Origin of the sequence: Nocardia pneumoniae NBRC 100136 (assembly GCF_000308755.1) — a bacterium.
GTDB lineage: Bacteria > Actinomycetota > Actinomycetes > Mycobacteriales > Mycobacteriaceae > Nocardia > Nocardia pneumoniae.
The window spans coordinates 22,415-36,851 of the sequence record NZ_BAGF01000087.1; the positions used below are offsets into that span (position 1 = coordinate 22,415).

Here is a 14,437-nt window from a genome sequence, read left to right on the forward strand (position 1 = left end):
CTCACGCCGCATCAATATTTGCTCGCCAGCAAGAATAAGCGATCAAAGGGAACCCGCCTCATTCCATGTCGCTGTGCTGTTGGTCCGAAGAACTTGTGCTGCTCTGCCACGGAGCAGCACGCGCTCCGAGGCCGCGCGGAGCCATGCCGTCACAGTGACGTTTCGGCCGGAGGCCCGCACCTATGGAAATCACAAGTTAAATTTAGTCACTTCTGTCACTGAGCAGCGATGCCCCGTCATCAGGGGTGTTCTGCTCCATCAGGGCGACGATCCGCTCGAGGTCATCGACCGACCCGAACTCGACGACGATCTTGCCTTTGCGCTTACCCATACTCACGGTCACTCGGGTGTCGAACGAGCCAGCCAGCCGATCGGCCACATCCTGCAAACGCGGCATCTGGATCGGCTTCCGCCGGGCAACCGGGGAGGGCGCCGCGGCGTCCGGATCTCGGTTCGCCAGCGTGACGGCTTCCTCGGTAGCCCGGACCGAGAGTCCCTCGGCGACGATACGGGCGGCGAGCACCTCTTGGGCGTCCGCACCCGCTTCGAGACCAAGCAGTGCCCGCGCGTGCCCGGCGGACAGTACGCCCGCCGCGACCCGGCGCTGCACCGGGATCGGCAACTTCAGTAGACGGATCATATTCGTCACGACGGGGCGGGAGCGACCGATTCGCGCAGCCAATTCCTCGTGGGTCACGCCGAATTCCTCCAGCAGCTGCTGGTAGGCCGCCGCCTCTTCCAAAGGATTCAGCTGTACCCGGTGGATGTTCTCCAGGAGGGCATCGCGCAGCATCGCCTCGTCCGCGGTTTCGCGGACGATCGCGGGAATGGCGGCCAGACCGGCCTCCTGGCATGCCCGCCAGCGCCGCTCACCCATGACGATCTGATAGCGGTCGACACCCGGCTCGAGCCGACGCACCACGATCGGTTGCATCAAGCCGAACTCGCGGATCGAATGCACCAGCTCGGCCAGCGCCTCTTCTTCGAAGACGGTGCGCGGCTGCTTCGGGTTCGGCTCGATCTGATCCGGGGGGATCTCACGATAGATCGCGCCGCCGACCACCAGCTCGGCATTGTCGTCGGCGGGATCGGGGACCCGGTGCAGGTAGGTCGTAGCGGGCGGCGGCCCGATCGGATCGAGACCGATGACGCCCGCAGCGGAGCCGCCGACCCCCGGCGTGGCCGCCGGTGCCGTCGGGATCAGCGCGGCGAGACCGCGCCCGAGTCCACCCTTCTTCGCCTGACTCATCGGTCTACCGACCCCTTCCTCGTTCCGCCACCAACCGGACTTCGCCGAGTATCGACCCGGCCGACCGAGTCACTCCGCCGACTTCGTCGCGGCAGCACGCGGCGCCATCGCTCGGGCTGCCATCTCGCGTCCGGCATCCAGGTAGCTCATCGCACCCCGGGAGCCTGGATCATAATCGAGCACCGTCATGCCGTAGCCCGGCGCCTCCGACACCTTCACGCTGCGCGGAATCACCGAGCGCAGCACGACATCGCCGAAGTGTCCGCGGACCTCCTCGGCGACCTGATCGGCCAGCTTCGTGCGGCCGTCGTACATCGTGAGAATCACGGTCGAGACATGCAGTTCCGGATTCAGATGCGCCTGCACCAGCCCGATATTGCGCAGAAGCTGCCCAACGCCTTCCAGCGCGTAGTACTCGCACTGAATGGGAATCAGCACCTCCTTCGCAGCGACCAGCGCGTTGACCGTCAGCAGGCCCAGCGAGGGTGGGCAGTCGATCATCACGTAATCGATGTCGTACCCGGCGATATTCGCCTCCTGGATGGCGGCTTTCAGGCGACCTTCCCTGGCCACCATCGAAACGAGTTCGATCTCGGCGCCCGCCAGGTCGATGGTCGCCGGGATGCAGAGCAGACGTTCACTGTGCGGGCTGGTTTGAATGGCGTCCCGGACCGACACTTCGCCGATGAGCAGCTCGTAGCTGGACGGGACACCGGAATGATGCTCGATCCCCAGGGCGGTACTGGCGTTTCCCTGCGGATCCAGATCGATCACCAGAACGGTCATCCCCTGATGCGCCAGGGCGGCCGCCAGATTCACCGCGGTGGTCGTCTTTCCGACGCCACCTTTCTGATTGGCGATCGTGATGATGCGCTGCTCTTGCGGTTTCGGCACAGTCGCCTTTCCTGGATGGAGGACCTGACTCGCACGTTGGGCTTCAGCGGCTATCGGGGTCTCGCTCGGCGAGATGTGCCCGAACGGTGTGCTTCCGAACGCCTCCGCGTCGAAATTGCTGGAGTCCAGCATCCCCGGCACGCGCGACGTCGTTTCCCGTGAAACATTCGCCGGACCGCTCGACATAGACAGCTCCTAACCCGAGAAACTTCAGAACACGTGCGCGCGACGGACAGGTCGACGTCGTGTTGCAACAGCCTTTAGTCGGATCGAACACGATGCACGACCGGGTTCGCGGCGCCCGATCGACCGAGCGGAGCTCTCGCCGCTGTAACAACCAGATCCTCCGCAGCACCTACGCTCACGCCCGACGCACACTAGCTTGCCAGCACTGAGCGGGATACGAAAGTTGAATCGCGGCGACGCGCACAGCGACACGCAAATCCGCACGATTTTCGCCGCCACGGCCGGTGTTTCACATGAAACATCGCCCGGTGGATCGAAACCGTTGGGGTAGGCAGCGAGTACAGGGCGATCGTCGAGAATCCGCCGTGGCTCAGCGCATCGCACCCGGGCCACGGTTCAGGTCGACCGGTTCGGCCTGGCCGCTTCGCTTGAAGCAATGTTTCACGTGAATCATGCAGAGCCCATGCGTCAATCGAATACCGGGCACAGGGGAGAGGATCATGGGCGGCAACTGTTCGTGCTTGCCGCAACTCCGCCACGGCAGGTGTCTGGATCCAGCTCACGAATAAGCCGGTCCCGCCGAACTACGGGATAGACAGGGATACCTGGGCTCGACGAGATCCGCCACCCCCGCACACTCCGCCACCCCCGCACACTCCGCCACCCCCGCACACTCCGCCACCCCCGCACACTCCGCCACCCCCGCACACGTCCGCCACCTCGCACGCGCACGGTTACCCCGCACGCGTTCGCCTACCGCACCAATCGGGGTGGCAGCAGCCGAATCCCCGGCCACGGATTCAAGAAGCGTGGTGCCCGTTGCGGACTGGATCAGGTCCGTCAGGCACTACCGCGTCCAATCGCAGTGAACATTCCTCGGCGCACTCCCGAGTTCCGCCCCGACCACATGGGGATCGGCACGGGGATCACGCTTGCCGCGATTCAGCCGCCGCCCGGGCTAGTGGGCACCACCCCATGCCCATTCTTGGATCGGTCCTGCCATCAGCCGCGAATCAGTTTCGATTCACGTGAAACATTGCCAGGGACTCATCGACGCATCCCGGCACGACTCTTGAACTCCGTGGACCGCCGCAGCACGGAGAACGGCTACGGTGATCGACCTTGGACAGGATCAATCAACTGGTGCGGCGCACTCTGGTACGAGCTCCTCTACTCACTCAGAGCAGCCGGTTGCTCGACAACGATCGGCTCAGTTCCGTCAGGGTGACGAAACTACCCCGCACCATGGGAATTGGAATGCCCACGCCGCAATCGAGCGCGCTGGGACGCGGGGCTTAAGGGGTGGAATAGAACGCGCGCGGCCATCCCGCACGACCGACCCTCACTGGGCTTTCCGAGCGGCACGCTTGGTGCGGACGCGTTCCGTCGCGCCGCTGCGAGCCGCTTTGGCGCCTGCGCGTTCAGCGCGCCGCCGGGACGTGCGCTCGGCGCGGGGGAGTCGTTCAGCGCTGATCACCATCGTCGGCGTGGACACAAATCCGACACCGCACGCGAGCACGACCGCATTACCGGCGCCGGCCCGCGCCAAGGCGTCGCCGTCGCGTTCGAGTTCCTCGGCCGCGCTGGCTCCCTTCAGCGCCAGCATGTGCCCGTGGTCGCGGAGGAGGGGAAGCGACCACTGGGCCAACTTGCCGAGCGGGGCAACCGCGCGGGACGTGACGACGTCCGCCCCGCCGGCTTCCTTCATTACGCCCGACTGTTCCGCCCGCCCCCGGACCACGGTCACATCCAATCCGGCCGATTCGATGAACTCGCTCAGGAAGATGGTGCGGCGCAGGAGCGGTTCGACCAACGTGATCCGGAGGTCCGGCCGAGCGATCGCAAGCGGAATCCCGGGGAGCCCGGCACCGCTGCCGATGTCGACCACGGACGCGCCCTCGGCGATCAACTCACCGAGCACCGCGCAATTCAGGATGTGGCGATCCCAGAGCCGCGGCACCTCGCGCGGACCGATCAGCCCGCGCTCCACGCCCGCCGTCGCGAGCGCCGCGCAATATCGCTGCGCGAGACCGAGTCGATCGCCGAAGACGGTTGCCGCCGACGCAGGTGGTTCCAGCTCCGCGGGCACCGCGGCGGTTCCACCGAGATCTCGTTCCACGTGAAACATCCTTCCGAACTCGAATCGATCAACGAGCGAGCAATCGGGCGCCGGACACGAATAAGGCCCCCGGTCCGAAGACCAGAGGCCCTATCCAACCACTACCCATCCGGCCGCGGAACACTCGGCTGGCTCGCCTTCGCGGACTTACGGCTCTCAGCCTTCGCGGCACTCAGGCGGGAACGACCACCACATGGCGGTTCGGCTCGACACCTTCACTCTCGCTGCTGACACCCTCCACCGCGGCCACCGCGTCATGCACGATCTTGCGCTCGAACGGGGTCATAGGCGCCAGCGACTCGGGCTGACCGGATTCCAGCACCCGCTGCGCGGCAGCGGTACCGAGCTCGCTCAGCTCCGACCTGCGCTTGGCCCGCCACCCTGCCACGTCCAGCATCAGCCGACTCCGCACACCCGTCGCCTGCTGAACGGCCAACCGAGTCAATTCCTGCAAAGCGTCGAGCACTTCACCGTTGCGTCCGACGAGCTTGGTCAGGTCACGGCCGCCGTCGATGCTCACGACGGCGCGGTCGCCTTCCACGTCGAGATCGATGTCACCGTCGAAGTCGAGGACGTCGAGCAACTGCTCGAGGTAGTCGCCGGCGATCTCGCCTTCCTCGATGAGAGCTTCCTCGGTGTCGTTCTCGACATCGCCGGCATCCGACCCGGCGTTCACCATCGTCGTCGCCACTGTGGCGTCCCCTCCGTCGGTCTCAACAGTCATTTGATTTCCTTCATCTGCTCATCGCGCGCGCCGGGCAATCGCCGCCGGGCGGTATTCGCGATCAAGGGGTTGCTCAGTGATAGAGATGGACCCACGGCCCACCGATTGTGAGGTCAGCGCCTACGCTTCTGGTTTGCCCTGCCCCGGTTCGGCGACCGCTTCTGGCCACCCGCCCGGCGTTGGCTCGCGGCCTGCTTCGCCGGTTTGGCGGTGCCGTTCGTCGACGGGGCCGCGGCGGTCTCGTCCGTCCCGGCGGCGTCAGCGGACGGCGTCGGCTTCTTCTTCACGTTGACCGGTTTGGCGCCCGGCTTCGGCGCGTTCTGCGCGCGCTGTTCCAGCTTCGCGAGCTTCTTGGCTTCCTCTTCCTTCGCCATCCGGCCGAAGACGAGGTGCTGCTGCCCGTAGGTCCAAATGTTGTTGGAGACCCAGTACAGCAGGATGGCGATCGGGAGGAAAGGACCACCGACGAGCACGCCGAGCGGGAAAACCCACAGCGCGAGCTTGTTCATCATCGCCGCCTGCGGGTTGGCCGCGGCTTCCGGCGTCTGCCGCGCGACCGAGGCGCGCGCGTTGAAGTGGGTCGCGAGACCGGCGATGACCATCAGCGGGATCGCCACGAGCGCGATGCTCAAACGGCTCGGCACGCCGCCGTAGTCGGCGAACGCCTGCAACTCGTTGATCGGCGTGGTGATGAACGCCGAGATCGGCGCGCCGAAGATGCGGGCACTCAGGAACGACTGGACGTCGGCGGCGCTGAAGACGTAGTTCGCGGTGTTCGCGTTCTGCTCGGGTGTCATGCCGAGCTGGCCGAAGCCGTGCCCGGTCCGGTTGAACGACCGCAGCACGTGGAACAGCCCGAGGAAGACCGGCACCTGAGCGAGGACCGGCAGGCAGCCCATCAGCGGGTTGAAGCCGTTCTCTTTCTGCAGCTTCTGCATCTCGACCGCCATCTTCTGGCGGTCGTTCTTGTACTTCTTCTGCAGCTCCTTGATCTGGGGCTGCAGCTCCTGCATCTGCTTGGTGGTGCGCACCTGCTTGACGAACGGCTTGTAGAGCACCAGGCGCAAGGTGAACACCAAGAACACCACCGACAGTGCCCAGGTGAGACCGTTGTCCGCGCCGAACGCGAACCCGAAGACCCGATGCCAGAACCAGAGGATCCAGGACACCGGGTAATAGATGAAGTCGAGCACGGTTCTATGCACTCCCGTCGTTCGTGTCGCCGATCACCGCGTGCGGTGATCCCTTACAAGCGTTCGGCCGCGACCGCGGCTCGGCAGGCACGCTCGGTTCCTGCGACGCCGCGTCGGCAGCTGCCTCGTCCACGGGCTCGGCGCGAAGGGTGCTTCGCTTCCGCTCCGGGACGGGGTCCCACCCACCAGGGTGCCAGGGTGCGCATTTGGCCAAGCGCACGACCGTCAGTACGAGCCCGATGAACAGGCCGCGGGTGCGCAGCGCGGTAGCCGCGTACTCGCTGCACGTCGGGGTGAATCGGCACACCGGCATGCGGGTGGGGGAGACGTAGGTCCGATACAGCTCGATCAGAAAGATCAGCGCGTGTGCGGGCAGTTTGGTGATCGTCGCGCGCATGCTCATGTCGGACTCCCCGTCCGCGCTTCTGCGTCGGCACCGCCGCCGAGCTTGCGCAGGGCCCCGCGCAGCTGACGGAGCAGGTCTTCCGAGGACGCCGTGGCGGCACCCGGAAGTACCCGGATCACGATGTCGGTTCCCGTTGGCACCTCGGCGAGCACCTGGGCGCACATATGACGCAGGCGGCGAGCAACGCGATGTCGAATCACCGCGTTGCCCACCGCCTTGCTGACAATCAACCCGAAGCGCGGTCCACCCGCGCGAACCAGCTTGTCGTCCGGGATCTGATCGTGTCGTTCATTCACGCCCACGACTCCGTCATACTCGCCTAGCAGCGCGTGCACGACCAGATCTCGCCTCCCGATTCGCTGGCCGCGGCGCACCGTCCGGGAGAAGTCGGCACGATGATGCAACCGATACGGCTCAGGCAACACCCGAGCGTCCGCGAGCGAGGATCAGGCAGTAAGGGAAGCGCGGCCCTTGCGGCGACGCGCCGAGACGATGGCGCGACCCGCACGGGTGCGCATCCGGAGACGGAAGCCGTGCACCCGCGCCCGACGACGGTTGTTCGGCTGGAACGTCCGCTTGCCCTTGGCCACGGTCAACACTCCTCGAGTAGGCGGGCGCCAGGTAGCGCCCGAAGCTTGTCGGTGATACGTGTAGTGCGCGAATGAATCGCAGGTCTGGTCATCATCGGCGCGCGTCGGTCCTGGCGCACAGTCGGTCGATCACGACCTAAACGCGGTCAGCACAAGACCGCCACCGCACCAAGGGGTGACTGTACGAGGGTACTGATCGGTCCGGGGCGGGTCAAACTCGCCCCCTGCCTGCGAGCCGCCGCCCGCGACCAGGCAGAATCGGTCGCGTCGAGTCGGTCGTTCCGGCGCTGACCGTGAGTTCGTCCACACCCCTAGCCATGGGGAACCTCGGTCACCAGGGTACGTAGCCAGGCGATTGCTGCAGAACCGCAGGTCGCAGCGTTGTCACCGTCGCGCGTGCGCGCGATTCGCACTTCCCCAGGGTTCTCCACATCTGTGGATAATTGTGTGGAAAGACCCCTGGAGTGGCATATTCGTAGGGCCGACGGTGCCACGCCGCTGCCCGGATGGGGGACCCGGACAGCGTCCGAACCGGTTACGGACGTACGCAGGATCACGGGCCCGACCCCAGCATGGTCGCACCGCACTCTCCCCGCGTGCCCCGGCCGTCTGCTCCTATCGACCTACTTCCGGGGAGGAAACTGCATGGACGACGAGCAGAACGTGTTGGCCACGGTGTGGCCCGAGGTTGTCACCGAACTGACCACCGGCTCACCGGACGGCGCCATCCCTCCGGTGACCCGAGCACAGCAGGCCTGGCTGAAGCTGGTCAAGCCGCTGACGGTCGCACAGGGGTTCGCTCTGCTCTCGGTGCCCTCGTCGCTGGCCCAGGAGGCCATCGAACGCGATCTGCGCGAGCCGATCCTCCGCTCGCTGGCCCGTCGACTCGGTCCCCAAGTGGAAGGGCTCGGCGTTCGCATCGCCGCGCCGACCAGCCCGACGGTCGACCGGCAGAGCAACACACCACGGCATGCCAGGATGACGAGCAGGCCCGACCGAGCCCGCGACGTCGGGCGCGGTCCGGCCACCTATCCGGGTTCCGACTTCCCGGGCCGCGACGCATACCCCGCGCCGCGCTACGCACAGTCCGCCGACTACGCGCCTGCGTCGCCTTACGACGATGGCTCCGACTTCTCCCGACCCGAATACGGACAGGACTTTGCGCCGGGGGAGGAGTACCGCCAGCCGGAGTACCCCCACGCCGACTACCCGGCGCGCGGGGAGTACTCGACCATGGCCGAACTGCCCGGAGTGTCCGCGCCGGACGCCGCGCCGCGGCGCGAGACCGGACTTCCGCCGCGCCGGGAGTCGGCCATACCGCCGGGCCAGGAGTCGCTGTTCAATCCCGAACCGGCTCCGCTGCGCGGCCCGATCCGTGCCTCGGTACGCGAAGCCGCCGAGACCGATACCGGACTGGCCCACGATCCGGTGCGCGAGCCGGTGGGGGACAACCCGCGGGGCGATCATGACGACGAGCCCGTGGTGAACGTCCGCAACTCCTGGCCGACCTACTTCACCAAATCGCCCGAGTCGTCCGCTCCCGCGACCTCCTCGGCCAGCCTGAACGCGAAGTACACGTTCGAAACCTTCGTCATCGGCGCGTCGAACCGTTTCGCGCACGCCGCCGCCGTTGCTATCGCCGAAGCCCCCGCGCGCGCGTACAACCCGCTATTCGTCTGGGGCGCTTCAGGATTGGGCAAGACGCACTTGCTGCACGCGGCGGGCCATTACGCGCAGCGGCTGTTTCCTGGCATGCGGGTCAAGTACGTCTCGACCGAGGAATTCACCAACGACTTCATCAACAGCCTGCGCGACGACCGGAAGGTCGCGTTCAAGCGCCGCTACCGCGAGACCGACATCCTTCTGGTCGACGACATCCAGTTCATCGAGGGCAAGGAAGGCATCCAGGAGGAGTTCTTCCACACCTTCAACACTCTGCACAACGCGAACAAGCAGATCGTCGTCTCCTCGGACCGTCCACCGAAGCAACTGGCCACCCTGGAGGAGCGGCTGCGGACCCGGTTCGAGTGGGGATTGATCACCGACGTGCAGCCGCCGGAACTGGAGACGCGGATCGCGATCCTGCGCAAAAAGGCGCGGATGGACCGGCTCGATGTGCCGCACGACGTACTGGAGCTGATCGCCAGCCGGGTCGAGCGCAACATCCGTGAGCTGGAAGGGGCGCTCATCCGGGTGACCGCGTTCGCCTCGTTGAACGGTCAGCCGCTGGATTTGCCGCTGGCCGAGGTGGTGCTGCGCGATCTCATGCCGGACACCGCGGCGCTGGAGATCAACGCGGCGACGATCATGGCCGTCACCGCGGAGTACTTCAACACCACCTTGGAAGAACTCACCGGTCCCGGCAAGGCTCGGCCGCTGGCCCAGGCCAGGCAGATCGCCATGTACCTGTGCCGCGAACTGACCGATCTGTCGCTGCCGAAGATCGGCCAGGCGTTCGGTCGCGACCACACCACGGTGATGTACGCGGAGAAGAAGGTGCGCAAGGAGATGACCGAGCGGCGCCGCGTCTACGACCAGGTCCAAGAACTCACAGCCCGGATCAAACAGCGCTCGCGCTGAGGTCCATACACAGCTGAGCACCGCCCCTGACCTGGGGCGGTGCTTTTTTGTGGGTTGTGGATTCCTCGAGGAATCCTTGTGGAGTCCTCGAGGAATCCCCCGGTTTGTCCACCGATTCGTGCACAGGCGAGGACCAGGGTCCTCAACTGTCGGCTCACAGGCCGAATTCAACAGTTTCCCCAGCCGCGGTAGCGCACAGCCTGTGACCAGCGCGGTGTCCGGTTCAGCCTTGTGGATTCCTCGAGGAGTCCGTGTGGAGTCCTCGAGGAATCCTCGAGCTGTCCACGGTTTCGTGCACATGTGTGAACAACCGGGTGAATCTGGTGGAACAACTCGAGGAGCGCTCGAGGATGAATCTGGGACAACCGGTGAACCTCCACAGACGCCCCGTGTTCATCCTCGAGACACCCAGCGGTCATCCCCACGGCACCACGCCCGCTGACCAGTGGATTCGCCCGCAGTCCACAGAATCCACAGCCCCTACTACTACTTCGGTTCTTCTCATCAGAGATCTCTCTTCAAAACAGGGTGTGTGGAAAGTCGGTCGAGCGACGAGGCTTCGGCGCCAACACGTCTCCGGCATGGAGAAGAGAGCCGACCGGTGTCCATGCACACGGTCCCGCGCACCGCGCCACCATCCCCGCGGATGAACGAACGACGGCCGCCGTCCGGACACGCGACACGCTCGCCTCTGCTCGACCCACTCGGCAGCCCCCCACGGCGCCGACCGCACGCACCGCCGGAGGGTCGGGCTAGGTGCTCGTCTCCCACGCGGGTACGGTTTGATGTCGGTCGCCTGTGCCAGACTGCGAAGGCGGCCGATTCGGCAGGACCCTTTCGAGCACCGACACTGACGAGCCGACAACAGATCACGGAACCGGGAGAGGACAGATCGGGCGATGGAGCTTGCAAGCATGAAGTTTCGGGTCGCCCGTGAGGATTTCGCCGACTCCGTCGCCTGGGTGGCGCGCAGTCTTCCGTCCCGGCCTCCGGTTCCGGTGCTCGGTGGCGTGCTGCTGGTCGCCGACGAGGACGGGCTGACCGTCTCCGGCTTCGACTATGAAGTGTCCGCGCAGGTGCGCGTCGCGGCGGAGGTCGCGGGTCCGGGCCAGGTGCTCGTCTCCGGCCGCCTGCTGGCCGACATCACCAAGGCGTTGTCCAACAAGCCGGTCGACGTCTCGGTGGACGGCACCCGGGTGCTGATCACCTGTGGCAGCGCGAAGTTCTCCCTGCCCACCATGCCGGTCGAGGACTATCCACAGCTGCCCGAGGTGCCGCAGCAGACCGGTGAATTGAGCGTCGAGGTCTTCGCCGAGGCCGTCGGACAGGTCGCCGTTGCCGCCGGGCGCGACGACACCCTGCCCATGCTCACCGGAATCCGGGTGGAGATCGAAGGCTCACAGGTCGTCCTCGCGGCGACCGACCGGTTCCGCCTGGCCGTACGGCACATCGAATGGCAGCCCGCGCGCCCCGACATCGAGACTTCGGTGCTCATCCCGGCCAGGACGCTGTCGGAGGCCGCCAAGACGCTCGGACCGTCCGACGCCCCGGTCCAGTTGTCGCTGGGCACCGGGGCGGGATCGGACGGCCTGCTCGGCATCGTGAACGCGGGCCGCCGCACCACCACCCGCCTGCTCGACGCGGAATTCCCCAAGTTCCGCCAGTTGCTCCCCAAGGAGCACACCTCGATCGCCACCCTGGCGGTCGCCGCGCTGACCGACGCGATCAAGCGCGTCGCACTGGTCGCCGAGCGCGGTGCCCAGGTGCGGCTGGAGTTCTCCACCGACGGTTTGCTGCTGTCGGCAGGCGGCGACGACGCCGGACGCGCCGAGGAATGGTTGGAGGCGGACTTCCGCGGCGAGTCGCTCACCATCGCGTTCAACCCCGGCTACCTCATCGACGGCTTGTCCGCGCTGCACGCCGACCGGGTCACCTTCGGCTTCACCACGCCGAGCAGGCCCGCCGTGCTGCTGCCCGCTGCCGAAGAGGAGCCCGAGGTGCTCGACTCCGGAACGTTCGCGGCGCTGTCCAGCCCGTACATCTATCTGCTGATGCCGGTCCGGCTGCCGGGCTGATGGCCGGTGCATGATCGGGTACCGCGCGGATCCGCGCCGCGTGATCCGGTGCAGGCTAGCGGCCATCGCGCTGGACAACCACCAGCGACGTCGCAGAACGCGGTCGCGCTGCGGGTGGCCGCGCATTCTATCCACAGGTGTTCCACAGGGCTGTGGCATGTGACGTGGGGATCGGCGGCTGTGCCGATGCCGGACCGACCGGCAGAAATGGCCGCTTCTGCCCAGGCAGGGGCGCGATAGCGGATGTTCATCCGGGCACTGTCACTGCGTGACTTCCGCTCCTGGGAGCACGTGGAACTGGAATTATCCCCAGGCCGGACGGTTTTCTTGGGATCGAACGGCAACGGCAAGACCAACCTGCTCGAGGCGATCGGCTACCTGGCCACGCTCGGGTCGCATCGCGTCGCCACGGAAGCGCCGTTGATCCGGACCGGCACCGAGCGGGCCCGGATCGGCGCCACTGTGGTCAACGCGGGCCGCGAATTGCGCATCGATGTCGAGCTGAACCAGGGCAGCGCCAACCGGGCGCAGATCAACCGTTCACCGGTCCGCCGGACCCGCGAAATCCTCGGCATCCTGCACACAGTGCTGTTCGCGCCGGAGGACCTCGCGCTGGTGCGCGGGGATCCCGGTGAGCGCCGCCGCTTCATGGACGAGTTGTGCACAGCACGCCTGCCCAGACTGGCCGCAGTGCGCAGCGATTACGACCGGGTGCTGCGCCAGCGGTCGGCGTTACTGAAAACCGCTGGGCGACAGGCGAGGTCGAAGGCGGACCTGAGCACGCTGGACGTATGGGACGGGCACCTGGCCGTACACGCCTCGGTGCTGCTCGCCCAACGGCTGCGCCTGGTGCACGACCTGGCTCCGTACGTCGCGCAGTCCTACGCCTCGATCGCTCCGGAGTCACGGCCTGCGTCGATCGCCTATCGCAGTGCGGCGCTGCCGCAGGAGTTCCTGGATCCGGCAAGATCACCGCGCCCGGAGGACACCGAGGCGCTCGAGGCGATCATCCTGCGCGAGCTGGCCGCGGCGCGTCCGAAGGAACTCGAGCGCGGAGTGTGCCTGGTGGGCCCGCATCGCGACGAGCTGGAGCTGATGCTCGGTGACTCGCCCGCGAAGGGGTTCGCCAGCCATGGCGAGTCGTGGTCGTTCGCGCTGGCCTTGCGGTTGGGGGCGTTCGATCTGTTGCGCGCCACCGGCGCCGAACCGGTGCTGCTGCTCGATGACGTCTTCGCCGAACTCGACCGCCGTCGCCGCGCCGCGCTCGCCGCGGTCGCGGAGGGGGCCGAGCAGGTGCTGATCACGGCAGCCGTACCGGAGGACGTACCCGCCGAACTCGCCGCCGTGCCGCTGCATGTCGAGACCACCGGGGGCCCCGACGGACGCGTCTCGCGCCTTGTCGCCGAGGAGACGGCCTGCGGTGGCGGCCACGGTTGCGGCGGCGAGCGGTGAACGACGTGGAACCGGATGCCGGGCCGGGGCACGCGCTATCCGCGCTTCGGCGTTTATGGCTTCGATCCACTACAGTGACCAGTCGTCGGGACTACCGCCCGCGTTGTCGACAGCTGAGGTCGATTCCCCAACACCTGTGGAAAACTCGGCTGGCCGACGTCGCTCACCGCAGCGAACGTGGATGCAGCAACAGTCGAGCAATTAGAAGCATCGACGCGAAAATCCCCTCGAATGGGCGGCGAACAGGTCATTTGACCGGCTCTCTGCGTGCTGGCCGCGCGAGTGTTCGGGTAGCTGGCAACATCTGGCAAAGCCTGGGGACAACATGATCGAAACTGGGGACAACCGAATGCGTGCGAGGGGAGAGGGCCGATGAGCGATCAGCCCGCCGAGCCCGGATCCGCCGAATCCGCAGGCCGCGAACCCGAGCTACGCGGAATCGACCTGGCCCGGCGTGCGCTCGAGGAGGCGCGGGCCGCGGCACGGGCCAGCGGTAAGTCTGTCGGCCAGGGTCGTGCCTCGCCGCAGCGCAGGCTGCGGACCGGCGCCCGCAGGCGCACCGGCTGGTCCGGCGCCCGGCCGGACGATCGCGATCCCCAACCCCTGTCCAAGCTGGCCGGCTCGATCGCCAAGAGCCGTGGCTGGTCGAACAAGGTGGCCGAAGGCATGGTGTTCGGCCGGTGGGCGGGGGTCGTCGGTGAGGACATCGCCGCGCACGCCACCCCGGTCGCGCTGAAGGACGGGGTGCTGAGTATCGCGGCCGAGTCGACCGCGTGGGCTACGCAATTGCGGATGCTGCAGAGCCAGATTCTGGCGAAGATCAACGCCGCTGTCGGCCAAGGCGTGGTGACCTCCGTGAAGATCTCCGGCCCTGCCGCACCGAGCTGGCGGAAGGGCGAACGCCATATCAAAGGCCGAGGACCACGCGACACGTACGGATAGTTGGGCAGTATCTGGTACCCGGTGTTA

The 14,437-nt window shown here is 66.6% G+C and carries 12 protein-coding genes; 4 read left to right on the top strand and 8 right to left on the bottom strand.

Going from position 1 to position 14,437, the window contains the following annotated elements; genetic code table 11:
- Nucleotides 1–202: 202 nt before the first annotated feature.
- The 8 genes from ON34_RS28285 to rpmH form a co-directional block, all read right to left on the bottom strand.
- Nucleotides 203–1,249, bottom strand: a complete 1,047-nt coding sequence (locus ON34_RS28285) for a ParB/RepB/Spo0J family partition protein (RefSeq protein ID WP_051023252.1) — start codon at nucleotides 1,247–1,249, stop codon at nucleotides 203–205.
- 69 nt (nucleotides 1,250–1,318) lie between these two features.
- The gene (locus ON34_RS28290; RefSeq protein ID WP_245548237.1) at nucleotides 1,319–2,275 is read right to left on the bottom strand and encodes a ParA family protein; all 957 of its coding nucleotides are present in this window, start codon (nucleotides 2,273–2,275) and stop codon (nucleotides 1,319–1,321) included.
- A 1,396-nt stretch (nucleotides 2,276–3,671) separates the two neighbouring features.
- Complete coding sequence (gene rsmG, locus ON34_RS28295; protein ID WP_083889846.1) at nucleotides 3,672–4,457, bottom strand: 16S rRNA (guanine(527)-N(7))-methyltransferase RsmG; 786 nt, start codon at nucleotides 4,455–4,457, stop codon at nucleotides 3,672–3,674.
- Between the two features lie 163 nt (nucleotides 4,458–4,620).
- Nucleotides 4,621–5,127, bottom strand: a complete 507-nt coding sequence (locus ON34_RS28300) for a Jag family protein (protein WP_051023253.1) — start codon at nucleotides 5,125–5,127, stop codon at nucleotides 4,621–4,623.
- A gap of 158 nt (nucleotides 5,128–5,285) precedes the next feature.
- Complete coding sequence (gene yidC / locus ON34_RS28305) at nucleotides 5,286–6,365, bottom strand: membrane protein insertase YidC (RefSeq protein WP_040785134.1); 1,080 nt, start codon at nucleotides 6,363–6,365, stop codon at nucleotides 5,286–5,288.
- A gap of 4 nt (nucleotides 6,366–6,369) precedes the next feature.
- Nucleotides 6,370–6,768, bottom strand: a complete 399-nt coding sequence (gene yidD, locus ON34_RS28310; RefSeq protein ID WP_040785137.1) for a membrane protein insertion efficiency factor YidD — start codon at nucleotides 6,766–6,768, stop codon at nucleotides 6,370–6,372.
- A complete protein-coding gene (rnpA, locus tag ON34_RS28315; RefSeq protein WP_040785139.1) occupies nucleotides 6,765–7,196 on the bottom strand; it encodes a ribonuclease P protein component in 432 nt (143 codons plus the stop codon). The genes yidD and rnpA overlap by 4 nt, the downstream gene beginning before the upstream one ends.
- A gap of 21 nt (nucleotides 7,197–7,217) precedes the next feature.
- Complete coding sequence (gene rpmH / locus ON34_RS35020) at nucleotides 7,218–7,361, bottom strand: 50S ribosomal protein L34 (RefSeq protein ID WP_006550910.1); 144 nt, start codon at nucleotides 7,359–7,361, stop codon at nucleotides 7,218–7,220.
- 645 nt (nucleotides 7,362–8,006) lie between these two features.
- Between rpmH and dnaA the strand changes: the two genes are divergently transcribed.
- From dnaA to ON34_RS28335, 4 genes are all read left to right on the top strand, one after another.
- Nucleotides 8,007–9,941 carry a chromosomal replication initiator protein DnaA gene (gene dnaA, locus ON34_RS28320; protein ID WP_040785143.1) on the top strand — a complete coding sequence of 645 codons (1,935 nt, stop codon included), beginning with the start codon at nucleotides 8,007–8,009 and terminating at the stop codon, nucleotides 9,939–9,941.
- Nucleotides 9,942–10,840: 899 nt separating this feature from the next.
- Nucleotides 10,841–12,016, top strand: coding sequence for a DNA polymerase III subunit beta (gene dnaN, locus ON34_RS28325; RefSeq protein ID WP_040785145.1), 1,176 nt, complete (start codon nucleotides 10,841–10,843; stop codon nucleotides 12,014–12,016).
- 243 nt (nucleotides 12,017–12,259) lie between these two features.
- On the top strand, nucleotides 12,260–13,468 hold the full coding sequence (gene recF, locus ON34_RS28330; protein WP_040785147.1) for a DNA replication/repair protein RecF: 1,209 nt from the start codon (nucleotides 12,260–12,262) through the stop codon (nucleotides 13,466–13,468).
- A gap of 372 nt (nucleotides 13,469–13,840) precedes the next feature.
- Nucleotides 13,841–14,410 (top strand): DUF721 family protein, encoded by a 570-nt coding sequence (locus ON34_RS28335; protein WP_040785150.1) that lies wholly within the window; start codon nucleotides 13,841–13,843, stop codon nucleotides 14,408–14,410.
- The last annotated feature ends 27 nt before the right edge of the window (nucleotides 14,411–14,437 follow it).